The sequence below is a fragment of the Allobosea vaviloviae genome (assembly GCF_001298265.1).
Lineage (GTDB): Bacteria > Pseudomonadota > Alphaproteobacteria > Rhizobiales > Beijerinckiaceae > Allobosea > Allobosea vaviloviae_B.
Genome location: NZ_LGSZ01000084.1, coordinates 1 through 12,984 on the forward strand (window position 1 = coordinate 1; position 12,984 = coordinate 12,984).

22 protein-coding genes are annotated in these 12,984 nt (G+C 63.4%); all 22 read right to left on the minus strand.

Annotated elements, in window-relative coordinates; all coding sequences use genetic code 11:
* Positions 1–226 precede the first annotated feature (226 nt).
* Positions 227–589, minus strand: coding sequence for a 50S ribosomal protein L18 (gene rplR / locus AE618_RS25395; RefSeq protein ID WP_054211867.1), 363 nt, complete (start codon positions 587–589; stop codon positions 227–229).
* Between the two features lie 5 nt (positions 590–594).
* A complete protein-coding gene (gene rplF / locus AE618_RS25400; protein WP_054211868.1) occupies positions 595–1,128 on the minus strand; it encodes a 50S ribosomal protein L6 in 534 nt (177 codons plus the stop codon).
* Between the two features lie 33 nt (positions 1,129–1,161).
* Complete coding sequence (gene rpsH, locus AE618_RS25405; RefSeq protein WP_082365580.1) at positions 1,162–1,557, minus strand: 30S ribosomal protein S8; 396 nt, start codon at positions 1,555–1,557, stop codon at positions 1,162–1,164.
* A gap of 12 nt (positions 1,558–1,569) precedes the next feature.
* On the minus strand, positions 1,570–1,875 hold the full coding sequence (gene rpsN / locus AE618_RS25410; RefSeq protein WP_054211870.1) for a 30S ribosomal protein S14: 306 nt from the start codon (positions 1,873–1,875) through the stop codon (positions 1,570–1,572).
* Positions 1,876–1,911: 36 nt separating this feature from the next.
* A complete protein-coding gene (rplE, locus tag AE618_RS25415; RefSeq protein WP_054211871.1) occupies positions 1,912–2,478 on the minus strand; it encodes a 50S ribosomal protein L5 in 567 nt (188 codons plus the stop codon).
* Entirely contained in the window at positions 2,471–2,788 is a 318-nt protein-coding gene (gene rplX, locus AE618_RS25420; RefSeq protein WP_054211872.1) for a 50S ribosomal protein L24, read from the minus strand. The genes rplE and rplX overlap by 8 nt, the downstream gene beginning before the upstream one ends.
* Positions 2,788–3,156 (minus strand): 50S ribosomal protein L14, encoded by a 369-nt coding sequence (gene rplN, locus AE618_RS25425; RefSeq protein ID WP_054144259.1) that lies wholly within the window; start codon positions 3,154–3,156, stop codon positions 2,788–2,790. Before rplN ends, rplX begins: the two co-directional genes overlap by 1 nt.
* Before the next feature lie 209 nt (positions 3,157–3,365).
* Positions 3,366–3,608 carry a 30S ribosomal protein S17 gene (rpsQ, locus tag AE618_RS25430; RefSeq protein WP_054211873.1) on the minus strand — a complete coding sequence of 81 codons (243 nt, stop codon included), beginning with the start codon at positions 3,606–3,608 and terminating at the stop codon, positions 3,366–3,368.
* An 11-nt stretch (positions 3,609–3,619) separates the two neighbouring features.
* Positions 3,620–3,832 (minus strand): 50S ribosomal protein L29, encoded by a 213-nt coding sequence (gene rpmC / locus AE618_RS25435; protein ID WP_054144261.1) that lies wholly within the window; start codon positions 3,830–3,832, stop codon positions 3,620–3,622.
* Between the two features lie 13 nt (positions 3,833–3,845).
* Complete coding sequence (gene rplP / locus AE618_RS25440) at positions 3,846–4,259, minus strand: 50S ribosomal protein L16 (RefSeq protein WP_054144262.1); 414 nt, start codon at positions 4,257–4,259, stop codon at positions 3,846–3,848.
* Positions 4,260–4,277: 18 nt separating this feature from the next.
* Positions 4,278–4,985, minus strand: coding sequence for a 30S ribosomal protein S3 (gene rpsC, locus AE618_RS25445; protein ID WP_054211874.1), 708 nt, complete (start codon positions 4,983–4,985; stop codon positions 4,278–4,280).
* A 10-nt stretch (positions 4,986–4,995) separates the two neighbouring features.
* Entirely contained in the window at positions 4,996–5,379 is a 384-nt protein-coding gene (gene rplV / locus AE618_RS25450) for a 50S ribosomal protein L22 (protein WP_054144264.1), read from the minus strand.
* Between the two features lie 3 nt (positions 5,380–5,382).
* On the minus strand, positions 5,383–5,661 hold the full coding sequence (gene rpsS / locus AE618_RS25455) for a 30S ribosomal protein S19 (protein ID WP_054144265.1): 279 nt from the start codon (positions 5,659–5,661) through the stop codon (positions 5,383–5,385).
* Between the two features lie 8 nt (positions 5,662–5,669).
* Positions 5,670–6,512 (minus strand): 50S ribosomal protein L2, encoded by an 843-nt coding sequence (gene rplB, locus AE618_RS25460; RefSeq protein ID WP_054144266.1) that lies wholly within the window; start codon positions 6,510–6,512, stop codon positions 5,670–5,672.
* Between the two features lie 16 nt (positions 6,513–6,528).
* On the minus strand, positions 6,529–6,837 hold the full coding sequence (locus AE618_RS25465; RefSeq protein ID WP_054211875.1) for a 50S ribosomal protein L23: 309 nt from the start codon (positions 6,835–6,837) through the stop codon (positions 6,529–6,531).
* Positions 6,834–7,454 carry a 50S ribosomal protein L4 gene (gene rplD / locus AE618_RS25470; protein ID WP_054211876.1) on the minus strand — a complete coding sequence of 207 codons (621 nt, stop codon included), beginning with the start codon at positions 7,452–7,454 and terminating at the stop codon, positions 6,834–6,836. Before rplD ends, AE618_RS25465 begins: the two co-directional genes overlap by 4 nt.
* Positions 7,454–8,179, minus strand: coding sequence for a 50S ribosomal protein L3 (gene rplC / locus AE618_RS25475; protein ID WP_054211877.1), 726 nt, complete (start codon positions 8,177–8,179; stop codon positions 7,454–7,456). The genes rplD and rplC overlap by 1 nt, the downstream gene beginning before the upstream one ends.
* Positions 8,180–8,251: 72 nt before the next feature.
* The gene (rpsJ, locus tag AE618_RS25480; protein ID WP_043237115.1) at positions 8,252–8,560 is read right to left on the minus strand and encodes a 30S ribosomal protein S10; all 309 of its coding nucleotides are present in this window, start codon (positions 8,558–8,560) and stop codon (positions 8,252–8,254) included.
* Positions 8,561–8,630: 70 nt separating this feature from the next.
* Positions 8,631–9,821: an elongation factor Tu gene (tuf, locus tag AE618_RS25485; protein WP_054211878.1), complete on the minus strand. Its 1,191-nt coding sequence runs from the start codon at positions 9,819–9,821 to the stop codon at positions 8,631–8,633.
* Positions 9,822–9,875: 54 nt separating this feature from the next.
* Positions 9,876–11,951: an elongation factor G gene (gene fusA / locus AE618_RS25490; protein ID WP_054211879.1), complete on the minus strand. Its 2,076-nt coding sequence runs from the start codon at positions 11,949–11,951 to the stop codon at positions 9,876–9,878.
* Between the two features lie 36 nt (positions 11,952–11,987).
* Positions 11,988–12,458, minus strand: coding sequence for a 30S ribosomal protein S7 (rpsG, locus tag AE618_RS25495; protein WP_054211880.1), 471 nt, complete (start codon positions 12,456–12,458; stop codon positions 11,988–11,990).
* Between the two features lie 74 nt (positions 12,459–12,532).
* Entirely contained in the window at positions 12,533–12,904 is a 372-nt protein-coding gene (gene rpsL, locus AE618_RS25500) for a 30S ribosomal protein S12 (RefSeq protein ID WP_038358286.1), read from the minus strand.
* Positions 12,905–12,984: the final 80 nt, after the last annotated feature.

The following is a 12,984-nucleotide window of genomic DNA, read 5'->3' on the forward strand; positions in this document are numbered from 1 at the left end:
GCGGGTGGGCGGGGGTTTGTGGAGAGCACGGTGTTCCTCTCCCCCCCCCTCCGGCGCCGCGGCCCCGCCCTCCTCGCTCTTTTCTCTCCCCCTTGCGGTCCGGGGCCCGCGCATCCCTCCCCCCCCCCCCCCGCCAGGGTGCTTGGGTGAAACCCACATCAAAAAAAAAAAGGCCCCGCCCCCCCCCACCGCCGGAAAGCGGAGCGGCGGGCCGGTGAATCCGAACTCAGAAGTTCAGGCCGGCTTCGCGGGCCGCATCGGCCAGCGCCTTGACGCGGCCGTGATACATATACGGACCGCGGTCGAAGACCACGTCCTTGATGCCCGCCTTGACGGCGCGCTCGGCGATCAGCTTACCGATCGTCGTAGCCGCCTCGACATTCGCGCCCGACTTGATGTCGGTGCGGATGTCCTTGTCCAGGCTCGAGGCCGACGCGACGGTGACACCCTTCACGTCGTCGATGATCTGGGCATAGATCTGCTTGCCGGTGCGATGCACCGACAGGCGGGCGCGGCCATTGGCAACGGCCTTGATCGCGCGGCGGACGCGGGCCTTGCGGCGCGCAGTGTTGTCTGTCTGCTTGCTCATGGCGGTTACTTCTTCTTCCCTTCCTTGCGGAAGATGAATTCGCCGGCGTATTTGACGCCCTTGCCCTTGTAAGGCTCAGGCCCGCGATAGTCGCGGATTTCAGCGGCGGTCTGGCCGACCACCTGCTTGTCGATGCCGGTGATGACGATTTCGGTCGGCTTCGGCGTCACGATCGCAACCCCTTCCGGGATCGCATAGTCGATGTCGTGGCTGTAGCCCAGCGAGAGCTTCAGAACCTTGCCGTTGACGGCGGCCTTGTAGCCGACGCCGTTGATCTCGAGCTTCTTCTCGAAGCCGGCGGTGGTGCCGACGACGAGATTGGCGATGCGGGCCCGCGAGGTGCCCCAGAGCGAACGGGCACGCTTGCTCTGCGAACGCGGCTGAACCGCGATCGCGCCATCTTCCATGGCGACCGAGACGTCATCGGGAACCAGGAAGGAGAGCTCCCCCTTGGTGCCTTTGACCTTGACGAGCTGGCCGGCGACGTTGGCGGTGACGCCAGCGGGAACCGGAACAGGCTTCTTACCGATACGAGACATTGGATTTCTCCTGAAAACGAGCGGCGCGAAAGGTCAGAAGACCTTGCAAAGCACTTCGCCGCCCACGTTCTGCTCGCGGGCAAGATGATCGGGCATCACACCCTTCGGGGTCGAGATGATCGTCACGCCAAGGCCATCGGCCACGCGCGGCATCGTCTCCACCGAAGAATAGACGCGGCGGCCGGGCTTGGACACACGCGAGATCGACCGGATGACCGGCAGTCCCTCATGGTACTTCAGCTCGATGTCGAATTCAGTCCGGCCATTGCCGAACTCGGTCTGGGTGTAGCCGCGGATGTAGCCCTCGGATTCGAGAACGTCGAGCACGCGGGCCCTCAGCTTCGAACCGGGCGTCGAAACGCGCGACTTGCGCCGCATCTGCGCATTGCGGATGCGGGTCAGCATATCTCCAAGCGGATCAATGATCACGATGCGTCCTCCTCACCAGCTCGACTTGACGAGGCCGGGAACCAGCCCCTTGTTGCCGAGCTCGCGCAGCGCAATGCGCGACATCTTCAGCTTGCGGTAGACGGCGCGCGGACGCCCCGTGACTTCGCAGCGGTTGCGCACACGGTTCGGAGCCGAGTTGCGCGGCAGTTCGGCCAGCTTGAGGCGAGCGAGGAACCGCTCGTCCATGGACTGGCTTTCGTCATTGGCGATCGCGAGAAGCCGCGCGCGCTTGCCGGCGAATTTCTTCACCAGAGCCTTGCGGTGGTTGTTGTTCTCGACGGAGCTTTTCTTAGCCATCGATCTCTCCTGGTTTCCGCGTATGAACGCTTAAGTTCACTGCCGGAACGGGAAGTTGAAGTGCTTGAGCAGGGCGCGTGCCTCGTCGTCCGACTTCGCAGTCGTGCAGACGATGACGTCCATACCCCAGACCTGGTCGACCTTGTCGTAGTTGATCTCGGGAAACACGATGTGCTCCTTGATCCCGAGCGCGAAATTGCCGCGCCCGTCGAACGACTTCGGATTGAGGCCGCGGAAGTCACGCACGCGGGGAAGCGCGATGGTGACCAGGCGATCGACGAACTCGAACATCTTGGTCTTGCGCAGCGTGACCTTGCAGCCGACCGCCATGTTCTCGCGCAGCTTGAAGCCGGCGATCGCGAGGCGGGACTTGGTGATGACCGGCTTCTGGCCGGCGATCAGGGCGAGGTCGCCGGCTGCGTTGTCAACCTTCTTGCGGTCGGCGGTCGCTTCGCCAACGCCCATGTTGATGACGACCTTCTCGATGGTCGGCACTTCCATGACGTTCTTGTAGCCGAACTCGGCGATCATCGCCGGACGAACGACGTCCTCGTAATGCTGCTTCATACGCGGCGTAAGCGCCGCCTGCTGGTTCTCAGCCATCGATCAGATCCCCCGAACGCTTGGCGAAACGGACCTTGCGGCCATCATCCAGGACCTTGAAGCCGACGCGGGTCGGCTTGCCATCCTTGGGATCGGCCACGGCGAGATTCGACAGGTCGATGGTGGCTTCCTTGGAAATGATGCCACCCTCGGACTGAGCCGAAGCCTTGGTGTGCTTCTTGACCAGCATGACGCCGCGAACGATCGCGCGGGCATCCTTGGGCATGACCTGGAGCACTTCGCCGGCCTTGCCCTTGTCACGGCCGGCCAGCACGACGACCTTGTCGCCCTTCTTGATTTTCGCAGCCATCACAGCACCTCTGGCGCAAGCGAGATGATCTTCATGTGGTTCTTGGCGCGCAGCTCGCGCGGAACCGGTCCGAAGATGCGGGTGCCGACAGGCTCCTTCTGGTTGTTGATCAGCACGGCCGCATTGCGGTCGAACCGGATCACCGAACCATCGGCGCGCTTGACGTCCTTGGCGGTGCGAACGACGACCGCCTTCATGACGTCGCCCTTCTTCACGCGACCGCGCGGAATGGCTTCCTTGATCGAGACGACGATGATGTCGCCAATGCGGGCATAGCGCCGCTTCGACCCGCCGAGAACCTTGATGCACATCACGCGACGGGCGCCGGAGTTATCCGCGACCTCGAGATTCGTCTGCACCTGGATCATGGCCTTGATCCTTCCAGTGTGTATCAGCGCGGTTTCCCGAAAGCATCAGTGCCTCCGGGACTACGACTGACGGGGGTCGATCGCCCCCTGGCCTCAAAACAAAGCACGAACCACAAAAGTGCACGCACTCTTGCGGCTAAACATGCCCGACTTTTCCATTCCGCCCTCCCCGCGACCCGAAGTGATTCGGGCACGGGAACCGCGTTGACCTACGCCTTGGGGGCGTTGTCGAGCACAACCCAGCTTTTCAGCTTGGAAATGGGCTTGGACTCCTCGATCCAGACCTGATCCCCTACCTTGGCCACCTGCGCCTCATCGTGGGCGTGGTAGTTCTTGGTACGGCGAACCGTCTTCTTGAGGAGAGGGTGCGTATAGCGCCGCTCGACCTTGACCACAACAGTTTTGTTCTGCTTGTCGCTGACGACGACGCCCTGCAGCACGCGCTTCGGCATTGTCTGACTCCTCAGGCGCTCGCCGCGACGGTCTTCGACCGCTGCAGCGTCTTGATGCGGGCGATGTCCTTGCGGACTTCGGTCACCCGGGCGGTGTTCTCGAGCTGGCCGGTGGCCTTCTGAAAGCGCAGGTTGAACTGCTCCTTCTTGAGCTTCAGGAGTTCGTCCTGGAGCAGGTCCACGCTCATGGCTGTCAGGTCGGACAGGCGTTGCGAAGCTTTCATCTTGTCCTCCCTCTTACTCGGCGATGCGCTGGATGAAGCGCGTCTTGATCGGCAGCTTGGCAGCCCCGAGGCGCATAGCCTCGCGAGCGGTTTCCTCAGGCACGCCGTCGATCTCGAACATGATCCGGCCCGGCTTGACCTTGGCTGCCCAGAATTCAGGCGCGCCCTTGCCCTTGCCCATGCGGACTTCGGTCGGCTTCTTCGAAACCGGCACGTCCGGGAAGATGCGGATCCAGACGCGGCCGGCGCGCTTCATCGCACGGGTGATCGCGCGGCGGGCCGCCTCGATCTGCCGGGCAGTGACGCGCTCGGGCTCCTGGGCCTTCAGGCCGAACTGGCCGAAGTTCAGGTCCGTGCCGCCCTTGGCGACGCCCGCAATGCGTCCCTTGAACTGCTTGCGGAACTTGGTCTTCTTTGGTTGCAACATGGCTCTTCTCGATCAGCCTTATGCATGCTCGCGACGATGGCCACCGCCGGAACGGCTGCCCTCGTCTGCCATGCGCTTGTCCTGGGCCATCGGGTCGTGCTCGAGGATCTCGCCCTTGAAGATCCAGACCTTGATGCCGCAGGTGCCATAGGTGGTGAAGGCGGTGCCGACACCATAATCGACATCGGCGCGCAGCGTGTGCAGCGGCACCCGACCTTCGCGGTACCATTCGAGGCGCGCGATCTCGGCGCCGCCGAGACGGCCCGAGCAGTTGATGCGGATGCCCTCGGCGCCCAGACGCATAGCCGACTGAACGGCCCGCTTCATGGCGCGGCGGAACGCGACGCGGCGCTCGAGCTGCTGCGCGATCGAGTCGGCGACCAGCGTCGCGTCGATCTCGGGCTTGCGCACCTCGACGATGTTGATCGTCACGTCCGCCTTGGTCAGCTTCATCACCGACTTGCGGAGCTTCTCGATATCGGCGCCCTTCTTGCCGATCACCACGCCCGGACGAGCCGAGTGGATGGTGACGCGGCACTTCTTGTGCGGGCGCTCGATGATGATCTTGGAGATCGCAGCCTGCTTCAGCATCTTCATGAGCATGGCGCGGATGGCCATATCCTCATGAAGCAGCTTGCCGTACTCGCCCTTCTGCGCGAACCAGCGCGAATCCCAGGTGCGATTGATGCCGAGGCGAAGCCCGATCGGATTGATTTTCTGACCCATCGTTCTCTCCTCAGGCCTTGGCCGCAGCGACTTCGCGCACGATGATCGTGATGTTCGCGAAGGGCTTCAGGATGCGGGCGCCACGGCCACGGGCACGAGCGTGAAAACGCTTCATGACCAGGGCCTTGCCGACGAACGCTTGGGCGACGACGAGATCGTCGACGTCGAGATCATGGTTGTTCTCGGCGTTGGCGATCGCGCTCTGAAGGCACTTGCGCACGTCCAGCGAGATCCGCTTGCGCGAGAACTCGAGATCGGCGAGCGCGGTCGAGACCTTCTTGCCGCGGATGAGCTGGGCGAGGAGGTTGAGCTTCTGCGGCGAGACGCGAAGGTTGCGAGCGATCGCGACGGCTTCGTTCTCGGGCAGCGCACGGGGGGCTGATGCTTTTCCCATGGCTTACTTCCTCTTCGCCTTCTTGTCGGCGGCGTGACCGTGGAAGGTGCGCGTCGGCGAGAACTCGCCGAACTTGTGGCCCACCATCTCCTCGGAGACGTTCACCGGCACATGCTTGTGGCCGTTGTAGACGCCGAACGTCAGACCGACGAACTGCGGGAGGATCGTGGAGCGACGGCTCCAGATCTTGATGACCTCAGACCGGGCCGCCGAACGGGCAACCTCGGCCTTTTTCAGAAGGTATCCGTCGACAAACGGACCTTTCCAAAGCGAACGCGCCATGACGGACCTCAGTTCTTCTTCTTGCGGGCGTGACGGCTCGACACGATGAACGTATCGGTCCGCTTGTTCGAGCGGGTCTTCTTGCCCTTGGTCGGCTTGCCCCACGGGGTAACCGGGTGACGACCACCGGAGGTGCGGCCTTCGCCGCCGCCATGGGGATGGTCGACAGGGTTCATCGAGACACCGCGGTTATGCGGGCGACGACCGAGCCAGCGCGAACGCCCTGCCTTGCCGTCATTCCGGTTCATGTGGTCGGGGTTCGAAACCGCGCCCACCGTAGCATAGCACAGGCCGCTGATCAGGCGCTGTTCGCCCGAGTTGAGGCGGATGATGACGTAGCCCTGGTCGCGACCGACGATCTGAGCGTAGTTGCCGGCGGAACGAGCGAGCTGCCCGCCCTTGCCGATCTTCAGCTCCAGATTGTGGACGATCGTGCCGATCGGCAGCGAACCCATGGGGGCCGCGTTGCCGGGCTTCACGTCGACCGACGGACCCGAGATCACGCTGTCGCCGACGGCGAGGCGCTGCGGGGCCAGGATATAGGCCTGCTCGCCATCGGCGTACTTGATCAGCGCGATGAACGCCGTGCGGTTGGGATCATACTCCAGACGCTCGACGACCGCCGGAATGCCATCCTTGCCGCGACGCTTGAAGTCGATCAGGCGCAGCGTCCGCTTGTGTCCACCGCCGCGGAAGCGGACGGTGATGCGGCCGAGATTGTTGCGGCCGCCGGAGGACGACTTGCCCTCCGTCAGCACCTTGAGCGGCTTGCCCTTGTAGAGCTCGCTGCGGTCGACGATCACGAGCTGGCGAAGGCTCGGCGTGACCGGCTTGAAATGCTTCAAAGCCATGGTTTGCGATCCTTCCTTACAGGCCCGTGGTCACGTCGATGGAGTGACCTTCCTCGAGGGTCACGACCGCCTTCTTGACGTCCGAGCGCTGGCCGAGACGGCCCCGGAAGACCTTCAACTTGCCCTCGGTGACGAGCGTGTTGACGCTCTTCACCTTGACATCGAACAGCTTCTCGATCGCCGCCTTGATCTGCGGCTTGGTCGCGGTCTTGGCGACCTTGAAGACGACCTTGTTGTGCTCGGAGAGCATCGTCGCCTTTTCGGTGATCACCGGGCCACGAATGACGTCGTAGTGGCGCGGGTCCAGATTCTTCGCCGTGCTCATGTGAAGCGCGCCTCCAGCGCATCGACAGCCGCGCGGGTCAGGACAAGCTTGTCGCGACGCAGGATGTCATAAACGTTGATGCCCTGGATCGGCAGGACGTCGACATTCGGGATCGAACGTGCCGCCAGGCCGAAATTCGTGTCGATCTCGGCGCCGCCGATCACCAGCGCGCTGGACAGGGCCAGCTTGCCGAAATGACCGAGCAGAACCTTGGTCTTCGGCTCGGACAGCTTGGCGTCATCGATGATGATGATGCCGCCATCCTTGGCCTTGGACGAGAGCGCATGGCGCAGAGCCAGGGCGCGGACCTTCTTGGGCAGGTCGTGAGCATGGTCGCGCACGATCGGGCCGAAGGCCTTGCCGCCGCCGCGGAACTGCGGAGCCGAAGCCGCACCGTGACGGGCGCCGCCGGTGCCCTTCTGCTTGTAGATCTTCTTGCGGGTGCGGTCGACTTCCGACCGGCCCTTGGACTTGTGCGTGCCGGCGCGGCGCTTGGCGAGCTGGTAGCGCACCATGCGGGCCAGGATGTCGGCGCGCGGCTCGAGGCCGAAGATCGCATCCGAGAGCTCGACCGAACCGGCCGAGCCACCTTCGAGAGTGGTGATATCGAGCTTCATCACGCGTTCTCCTCAACCGTCTCGGCTGCGGGAGCCGGCGCATCGCCGCCATTCAGCTTGAACTTGCCCGGCAAGGGCGCATCCTTGGGCAGGGCACGCTTGATGGCGTCCCGCACATGGATCCAGCCGCCGGCATGGCCGGGGACGGCGCCTTCGACCAGGATCAGGCCGCGCTCGACATCCGTCTGGACGACGCGCAGGTTCTGCGTGGTGACGCGCTCGGCACCGAGATGGCCGGGCATCTTCTTGTTCTTGAAGGTCTTGCCAGGGTCCTGACGACCGCCGGTCGAACCGATCGAGCGATGCGAGACCGAAACACCGTGCGTGGCGCGAAGACCACCGAAGTTCCAGCGCTTCATGCCACCGGCGAAGCCCTTGCCGAGCGTCGTGCCTGACACATCGACGAACTGGCCGACGACGAAGTGGTCGGCGGTGAGCTCGGCGCCGACCGGGATCAGCGCATCATCGCTGACGCGGAACTCGACGACCTTGCGCTTGGGCTCGACCTTGGCGACGGCGAAATGGCCGCGCTCAGCCTTCGAGACGTTCTTGACCTTGGCCAAGCCCGTTCCGAGCTGCACGGCGACATAGCCGTTCTTCTCGATCGTGCGATGAGCGACGACCTGGCAGTTATCGATCTTCAGCACGGTGACCGGGATATGTTCGCCGGCATCGGTGAAGATGCGGGTCATCCCGACTTTCTGTGCAATCACACCGGAACGCATCGGTGCATACCTTCCCTTGGGGTCATACTCATCCAGCCAAACGCTGGAGGCAGAGGACCCGGCTAAAACGAATCAGAGCTTGATTTCGACGTCGACGCCGGCGGCGAGATCGAGCTTCATGAGGGCGTCGACCGTCTGCGGGGTCGGGTCGACGATGTCGAGAACCCGCTTGTGGGTCCGCATTTCGAACTGCTCGCGCGACTTCTTGTCGATGTGGGGCGAGCGGTTGACCGTGAACTTCTCGATGAGCGTGGGCAGCGGGATGGGGCCGCGGACCTGGGCGCCCGTCCTCTTCGCGGTCGACACAATCTCGCGCGTCGAAGCGTCGAGGATGCGGTGGTCGAACGCCTTGAGGCGGATGCGGATGTTCTGACCGTTCATGGTCTCAATCTTCCTCGTGACGTGAGAAGGCAAAAGCCCGGTAGGGCCTTCGCCCTCACGAAAACGCTTGTTACGCGATGATGCTGGCGACGACGCCGGCGCCGACGGTCCTGCCGCCTTCGCGGATGGCGAAGCGCAGCTTCTCTTCCATCGCGATCGGGACGATCAGGTGGACTTCCATGGCGATGTTGTCGCCCGGCATCACCATCTCGGTGCCCTCGGGCAGGTGAACCACGCCGGTCACGTCCGTCGTGCGGAAGTAGAACTGCGGGCGGTAGTTGGTGAAGAACGGGGTGTGGCGACCGCCCTCCTCCTTCGTCAGGATGTAGGCCTCGGCCTTGAACTTCGTGTGCGGCTTGACCGAACCCGGCTTGCACAGGATCTGCCCGCGCTCGACGTCCTCGCGCTTCGTGCCGCGCAGCAGCGCGCCGATGTTGTCGCCGGCCTGGCCCTGGTCGAGCAGCTTGCGGAACATCTCGACGCCGGTCACCGTCGTCTTGACCGTGTCCTTCAGGCCGACGATCTCGATTTCCTCGCCGACCTTGACGATGCCGCGCTCGACGCGACCCGTCACCACCGTGCCGCGGCCCGAGATCGAGAACACGTCCTCGACCGGCATCAGGAACGGCAGGTCCAAAGGACGCGCCGGCTGCGGGATGTACTCGTCGACCGTCTTCATCAGCGCGACCACCGCATCATGGCCGATCGCCTTGTCGCCGTTGTCGAGCGCGACCTTCGCCGAACCCTTGGTGATCGGGATGTCGTCGCCGGGGAAATCGTACTTCGACAGAAGCTCGCGGATCTCCATCTCGACCAGCTCGAGAAGCTCGGCGTCGTCGACGAGATCGACCTTGTTCATGAACACCACCAGCGCGGGAACGCCGACCTGGCGCGCCAGCAGGATGTGCTCGCGGGTCTGCGGCATCGGGCCGTCGGCTGCCGACACCACCAGGATCGCGCCGTCCATCTGCGCGGCGCCAGTGATCATGTTCTTCACATAGTCGGCGTGGCCGGGGCAGTCGACGTGAGCATAGTGGCGGTTGGCCGTCTCGTACTCGACGTGAGCGGTCGAGATCGTGATGCCGCGAGCCTTCTCCTCGGGAGCCTTGTCGATCTGGTCATACGCCGTGAACGACGCGCCGCCCGACTCAGCCAGAACCTTCGTGATCGCAGCCGTCAAAGACGTCTTGCCATGGTCAACGTGACCAATCGTTCCAATGTTGCAATGCGGCTTCGTGCGAGCGAATTTCTCTTTGGCCATCGTAGCCTCCGTCAGTCAAATCGTTGTTGCGTTTAAAGCAGGTCGGGCTGGTGATCAGGCGTATTTGGCCTGGACCTCGGCGGCCACCGCCGACGGAACCTGCTCATAGTGATCGAATTGCATGGTGTAGTTCGCGCGGCCCTGGCTGAAGGAACGCAGCTGGTTGACGTAGCCGAACATGTTGGCAAGCGGGACCATCGCATTCACGACGACCGCGTTGCCGCGCATGTCCTGGCCCTGGATCTGGCCGCGACGCGAGTTCAGATCGCCGATCACCGAACCGGTGTAGTCTTCCGGGGTCACGACCTCGACCTTCATGATCGGCTCGAGCAGCACGGAGCCGCCCTTCTGCAGACCTTCACGAAGAGCAGCCCGCGAGGCGATTTCGAAGGCCAGAGCCGACGAGTCGACTTCGTGGAAGGCGCCGTCGATCAGCGTCACCTTGACGTCGACCACCGGGAAGCCGGCGATGACGCCCGAACCGATGACCGAGTTGAGACCCTTTTCGACGCCGGGGATGTATTCCTTCGGAACCGTGCCGCCGACGACCTTCGACTCGAACTCGAAGCCCTTGCCCGTCTCGTTGGGCTCGACCACCAGCTTGACGCGGGCGAACTGGCCCGTACCGCCGGTCTGCTTCTTGTGGGTGTAGTCGATCTCGACCTTCTTGGTCAGCGTCTCGCGATAGGCCACCTGCGGCGCGCCGATATTGGCGTCCACCTTGTAGGTCCGGCGCAGGATGTCGACCTTGATGTCGAGATGCAGCTCGCCCATGCCCTTGAGAATGGTCTGGCCGCTCTCCTGGTCGGTCGAGACGCGGAAGGACGGATCCTCGTTGGCGAGCTTGGCCAACGCGAGGCCCAGCTTCTCCTGGTCGGCCTTGGACTTCGGCTCGATCGCGATCGTGATGACCGGCTCGGGGAATTCCATGCGCTCCAGGATGACGGCCTTCAGCGGGTCGCACAGCGTGTCGCCGGTGCGGACGTCCTTGAGGCCGGCCAGGGCGACGATGTCGCCGGCGAAAGCCTCCTTGATGTCTTCGCGGTTGTTGGCGTGCATCAGCAGCATGCGGCCGACGCGCTCTTTCTTGTCGCGGGTCGAGTTGATCACGCCCTGGCCAGTCTCTACCTTGCCGGAATAGACGCGGCAGAAGGTGATCGTGCCGACGAACGGATCGTCCATGATCTTGAAGGCGAGCATGGAGAAGGGATCTTCGTCCGTGGGGTTACGAACGGTCTCTTCCTCGGTCTTGAAGTCGATGCCCTTGATCTCGCCGCGATCCACCGGGGACGGCAGGAAGTCGACGACGGCATCAAGAAGCGGCTGAACGCCCTTGTTCTTGAAGGCCGAACCGCAGAGCACGGGATGGAAGGCGCGACGCTGCACGGCGGTGCGGACGAGACGACGCAGCGTCTCGGCATCCGGCTCGGTGCCGTCGAGATAGGCTTCCATCGCCGCATCGTCCATGTCGACGGCGGCTTCAATCAGCTTGCCACGGTATTCAGTCGCCTTGGCGAGCAGATCAGCGGGGATCTCCTTCTCCTCGAAGGAGGCGCCCAGCGCTTCGCCATTCCAGACGATCGCCTTCATCTTGATCAGGTCGATCACGCCGGCGAAATCCGACTCGGCACCGATCGGGATCTGCAGGCAGACCGGCTTGCCGGCGACGCGGTCGATGATGTCCTGGACGCAGCGATAGAAATCGGCGCCGGTCTTGTCCATCTTGTTGACGAACACGACGCGCGGAACGTCGTACTTGTCGGCCTGGCGCCAGACGGTCTCGGTCTGGGGCTCGACGCCCTGGTTACCGTCGAGCACGCAGACGGCGCCATCCAGCACGCGCAGCGAACGCTCGACTTCGATGGTGAAGTCGACGTGGCCGGGGGTGTCGATGATGTTCAGGCGATGCTCGCGCCACAGGCACGTCGTCGCAGCGGAGGTGATCGTGATGCCACGCTCCTGCTCCTGCGTCATCCAATCCATGGTGGCGGCGCCGTCATGGACTTCGCCGATCTTATGCGACTTGCCCGTGTAGAACAGGATGCGCTCGGTCGTCGTCGTCTTGCCGGCATCAATATGGGCCATGATGCCGAAGTTGCGATAACGGTCGATGGGATGGGTACGGGCCATGAGAATGCTTTCGTCTTTCCGAGGTCGAGCGGACGATTACCAGCGATAATGCGAGAAGGCACGGTTGGCTTCCGCCATCCGGTGCGTGTCTTCACGCTTCTTGACCGCGTTGCCGCGATTGCTGGCCGCATCCATCAGCTCCGACGAGAGACGCTCGACCATGGTCTTGTCGTTGCGGCCGCGAGCAGCCGTGATCAGCCAGCGGATCGCCAGCGCCTGACGGCGCTCGGTGCGAACCTCGACCGGAACCTGGTAGGTGGCGCCGCCGACGCGGCGCGAACGCACCTCGATCGCCGGAGCGACATTCTCGAGCGCGCTCTTGAAGACGGCGAGCGGGTCGCTCTTCATCTTGGTCTCGATAATATCGAAAGCGCCGTAGACGATCCGCTCTGCGGTCGACTTCTTGCCTTCGTACATCACCGAATTCATGAACTTCGTCACGATGATATCGTGGAACTTCGGATCGGGAATGATCTCGCGCTTTTCGGCGCTATGGCGGCGGGACATCGTCTAGTCTCCGGTCAAATCTTCAACGCTGCGAACCGGCCCGGGCCTTGATGCCCCTGCCGGTCAGGCAGAAATTACTTGGGACGCTTGGCGCCGTACTTCGAACGGCGCTGCTTGCGGTTCTTGACGCCCTGGGTATCGAGCACGCCGCGCAGGATGTGGTAGCGCACGCCGGGCAAGTCCTTGACGCGGCCGCCGCGGATCATGACCACGGAGTGTTCCTGGAGGTTGTGACCCTCACCCGGAATGTAGCCGATCACCTCGAAGCCGTTCGTCAGGCGCACCTTGGCAACCTTACGAAGCGCCGAGTTCGGCTTCTTCGGCGTCGTCGTATAGACGCGCGTGCAGACGCCACGCTTCTGCGGGCAGGACTCGAGCGCCGGAGCGGTGTTGCGCGCCTTGACGGGCGAACGCGGCTTGCGAATGAGCTGGCTGATTGTCGGCATTCTGGCCTCTCGCTCCCATTGAGCGTTTGGAAATCGCAAAAATCTCGGCCCAGGCCGGTCGTTGCCATGACAAAAACGAA

What these genes read in the sequence shown, in the direction of transcription:
- rplN (WP_054144259.1), bottom strand. Translation starts at nt 3,156, where the DNA reads ATGATCCAGGTGCAGACGAATCTCGAGGTCGCGGATAACTCCGGCGCC.
- rpsS (WP_054144265.1), bottom strand. Translation starts at nt 5,661, where the DNA reads ATGGCGCGTTCGCTTTGGAAAGGTCCGTTTGTCGACGGATACCTTCTG.
- rpsJ (WP_043237115.1), bottom strand. Translation starts at nt 8,560, where the DNA reads ATGAACGGTCAGAACATCCGCATCCGCCTCAAGGCGTTCGACCACCGC.
- rplE (WP_054211871.1), bottom strand. Translation starts at nt 2,478, where the DNA reads ATGGCTGAGAACCAGCAGGCGGCGCTTACGCCGCGTATGAAGCAGCAT.
- rplF (WP_054211868.1), bottom strand. Translation starts at nt 1,128, where the DNA reads ATGTCTCGTATCGGTAAGAAGCCTGTTCCGGTTCCCGCTGGCGTCACC.
- rpsC (WP_054211874.1), bottom strand. Translation starts at nt 4,985, where the DNA reads ATGGGTCAGAAAATCAATCCGATCGGGCTTCGCCTCGGCATCAATCGC.
- rplD (WP_054211876.1), bottom strand. Translation starts at nt 7,454, where the DNA reads ATGAAGCTCGATATCACCACTCTCGAAGGTGGCTCGGCCGGTTCGGTC.
- rplB (WP_054144266.1), bottom strand. Translation starts at nt 6,512, where the DNA reads ATGGCTTTGAAGCATTTCAAGCCGGTCACGCCGAGCCTTCGCCAGCTC.
- rpmC (WP_054144261.1), bottom strand. Translation starts at nt 3,832, where the DNA reads ATGAAAGCTTCGCAACGCCTGTCCGACCTGACAGCCATGAGCGTGGAC.
- rpsN (WP_054211870.1), bottom strand. Translation starts at nt 1,875, where the DNA reads ATGGCTAAGAAAAGCTCCGTCGAGAACAACAACCACCGCAAGGCTCTG.
- rpsL (WP_038358286.1), bottom strand. Translation starts at nt 12,904, where the DNA reads ATGCCGACAATCAGCCAGCTCATTCGCAAGCCGCGTTCGCCCGTCAAG.
- rplV (WP_054144264.1), bottom strand. Translation starts at nt 5,379, where the DNA reads ATGGGAAAAGCATCAGCCCCCCGTGCGCTGCCCGAGAACGAAGCCGTC.
- rpsQ (WP_054211873.1), bottom strand. Translation starts at nt 3,608, where the DNA reads ATGCCGAAGCGCGTGCTGCAGGGCGTCGTCGTCAGCGACAAGCAGAAC.
- rplR (WP_054211867.1), bottom strand. Translation starts at nt 589, where the DNA reads ATGAGCAAGCAGACAGACAACACTGCGCGCCGCAAGGCCCGCGTCCGC.
- rplP (WP_054144262.1), bottom strand. Translation starts at nt 4,259, where the DNA reads ATGTTGCAACCAAAGAAGACCAAGTTCCGCAAGCAGTTCAAGGGACGC.
- fusA (WP_054211879.1), bottom strand. Translation starts at nt 11,951, where the DNA reads ATGGCCCGTACCCATCCCATCGACCGTTATCGCAACTTCGGCATCATG.
- rpsG (WP_054211880.1), bottom strand. Translation starts at nt 12,458, where the DNA reads ATGTCCCGCCGCCATAGCGCCGAAAAGCGCGAGATCATTCCCGATCCG.
- rplC (WP_054211877.1), bottom strand. Translation starts at nt 8,179, where the DNA reads ATGCGTTCCGGTGTGATTGCACAGAAAGTCGGGATGACCCGCATCTTC.
- tuf (WP_054211878.1), bottom strand. Translation starts at nt 9,821, where the DNA reads ATGGCCAAAGAGAAATTCGCTCGCACGAAGCCGCATTGCAACATTGGA.
- rplX (WP_054211872.1), bottom strand. Translation starts at nt 2,788, where the DNA reads ATGGCTGCGAAAATCAAGAAGGGCGACAAGGTCGTCGTGCTGGCCGGC.
- AE618_RS25465 (WP_054211875.1), bottom strand. Translation starts at nt 6,837, where the DNA reads ATGAGCACGGCGAAGAATCTGGACCCGCGCCACTACGACGTCATTCGT.